The following is a 2,042-nucleotide window of genomic DNA, read 5'->3' as shown; positions in this document are numbered from 1 at the left end:
TTCTCTTTGTTGTGGTAAACAAGAGTGTAAGGCGTTGCTTATTTTTTTCAACTATTTCCCAATTCTATACAGCCCCTAGTAGTTGGTTCTTTTCTTATAGCAATTATCATGGCTGTTGTTATAACCGTTATTCTATAAATTAAATACTTCACCAGCCTTTTTTAGGGTTTTTTATTAAGGAGCAATACGTGACTGACATCAAAAAATTAGAACAGAAGCGACAAGAAGCGACAAGAAGCGTTAGACAAAGCCAATCGAATGAAAAAACAAATTGATAAGGCTCTCAACGGTCAAAAATTTGTGCTTGGAGCTATAACTATGGCTGTGGCAGAGAATGAACCTGAACGAATACCGCAAATTTTGGCTGATATAGAAAGATATGCTACTAGAAAAGCCGATATTAGCCGTTTAGAGGGCTTTAAATCTGAAATAGGTAGTAAGGTGGCAGAAAGTAGTAATCAAAGCAATATGAGCCAAAATAGAGCTGTTTATGACGATAATATACAATCATCATTACTAGATAATTAACTATTGGTTGAGATTAGCCTTTGTTAGTTAGGTAAAGTTCGTTTTATTGTCAGGAATTTGTCGCCTTATAAAGCTAGAAAGTTTGCTATCAAAGGGTTTTAGCTCTATTTGAATACGTTTACCCTGCTCTGTTTGGTTCTAACAGACCTAATCAGACAACCGTATTTTCTAGTTTTTCATGTGGCTTTTCTTCTGTTTGTTTTCTTAGTTATCAACAACCAAAAATGTTTTTAATGTTTTTAAATGCTTTTAAAAGCTTTTAGCCCCTATACAGACCTTTAGTAGCAAGGGTTTCAGAGTCCATAAGACGAGGTTTACCTGACAATAAGACGAGGTTTACCTGACAATAAGACGAGGTTTACCTGACAATAAGACGAGGTTTACCTGACAAATAACGAAAGGATTATTTGCTTTGTTATAACGAACAGTATATATTTTTCGTTATAAGTTAAAAAGGAGCATTGAATGTCTAACCTTGTTGTGAAGACCAACCGTTTAAATACTGCTACACAAAACCTATCACTTACTGAAGTTCGCATCATGCAATTAGCTATTGTTGATGCAAGGGAAACAGGGTTAGGGCTAACATCAGACAGTCCTCTTACTATATCTTCATCAAGATATGCTGAAGCCTTTGGAGTGACAAGACAAACAGCATACGAAGTTATACTAAAAGCTGAAAAAACCTTATTTGACCGCCGTTTCTCATTCCTTGATGACGATGACAAAATGGTTAAATCTCGTTGGGTTCAACGTGTCAAATACCTTGATGATGAAGCTAGTATTGAAGTAATACTAACCTATGATGTAGTTAAGGAAGTCACACGTATAGATGGATATGAGCAATTTTTTACGCAATACCTGCTAGAACAAACGGCTCAAATGAATAGTGCCTACTCTGTGCGCTTGTATGAACTGCTGGTGCAATGGAAGACTGCTAAGAAAACACCAGTATTTAATATTGAAGTATTTAGAGAGCAATTAGGTGTTGAGCCTACTGAATACAACCGAATATATGACTTTAAAAAGAATGTAGTTGACCTTGCAGTTAATGAGATAAACCAAAAAACAGACCTTAAAGTTAGTTATGAGCAAAAGAAAAAAGGGCGTAAGATTGTTGGATTTGAGTTCGCTGTTTTAACCAATAAAAAGACAAATAAAAAAGAAGTGGGTATTGGGCGTGATGCCAATACTGCGGATATGTTCACCATTGACGGCTTAACAGACAAGCAGCTGAAGCGTATTGTTCTCCATAAAGAATTTATCAGCACTTATGGGGGATTGGCGACTGGTGACAATGGGCGTGACTGGAAGTTGTTTACTGAATTTATGGTGAATGAGATTAAGAAAAACCCTAGCAACTTTAGTAAGAAAAAACCCATTAGAGAATATTTAAACGGTAAAGATGATGATTACCAGTATGCTTAACGGTTTGAGATAGAAGCGGATCTGAATGGGGGCTGTTTCCCATTAAGACCCGTTTCTATCTGTTAAATCTCTAAGTGAGGTGCTTG

At 36.2% G+C, this 2,042-nt stretch carries 2 protein-coding genes; both read left to right on the top strand.

Annotated elements, in window-relative coordinates; genetic code table 11:
- Positions 1 to 258 precede the first annotated feature (258 nt).
- The gene (locus EI162_RS14030) at positions 259 to 528 is read left to right on the top strand and encodes a hypothetical protein (protein ID WP_192524917.1); all 270 of its coding nucleotides are present in this window, start codon (positions 259 to 261) and stop codon (positions 526 to 528) included.
- Between the two features lie 465 nt (positions 529 to 993).
- Positions 994 to 1,956, top strand: a complete 963-nt coding sequence (gene repM / locus EI162_RS14025) for a replication initiation protein RepM (RefSeq protein ID WP_192524916.1) — start codon at positions 994 to 996, stop codon at positions 1,954 to 1,956.
- Positions 1,957 to 2,042: the final 86 nt, after the last annotated feature.

It is taken from the genome of Psychrobacter sp. FME6 (genome assembly GCF_014861365.1).
GTDB lineage: Bacteria > Pseudomonadota > Gammaproteobacteria > Pseudomonadales > Moraxellaceae > Psychrobacter.
This window is presented reverse-complemented; position numbering and strand designations above follow the sequence as displayed.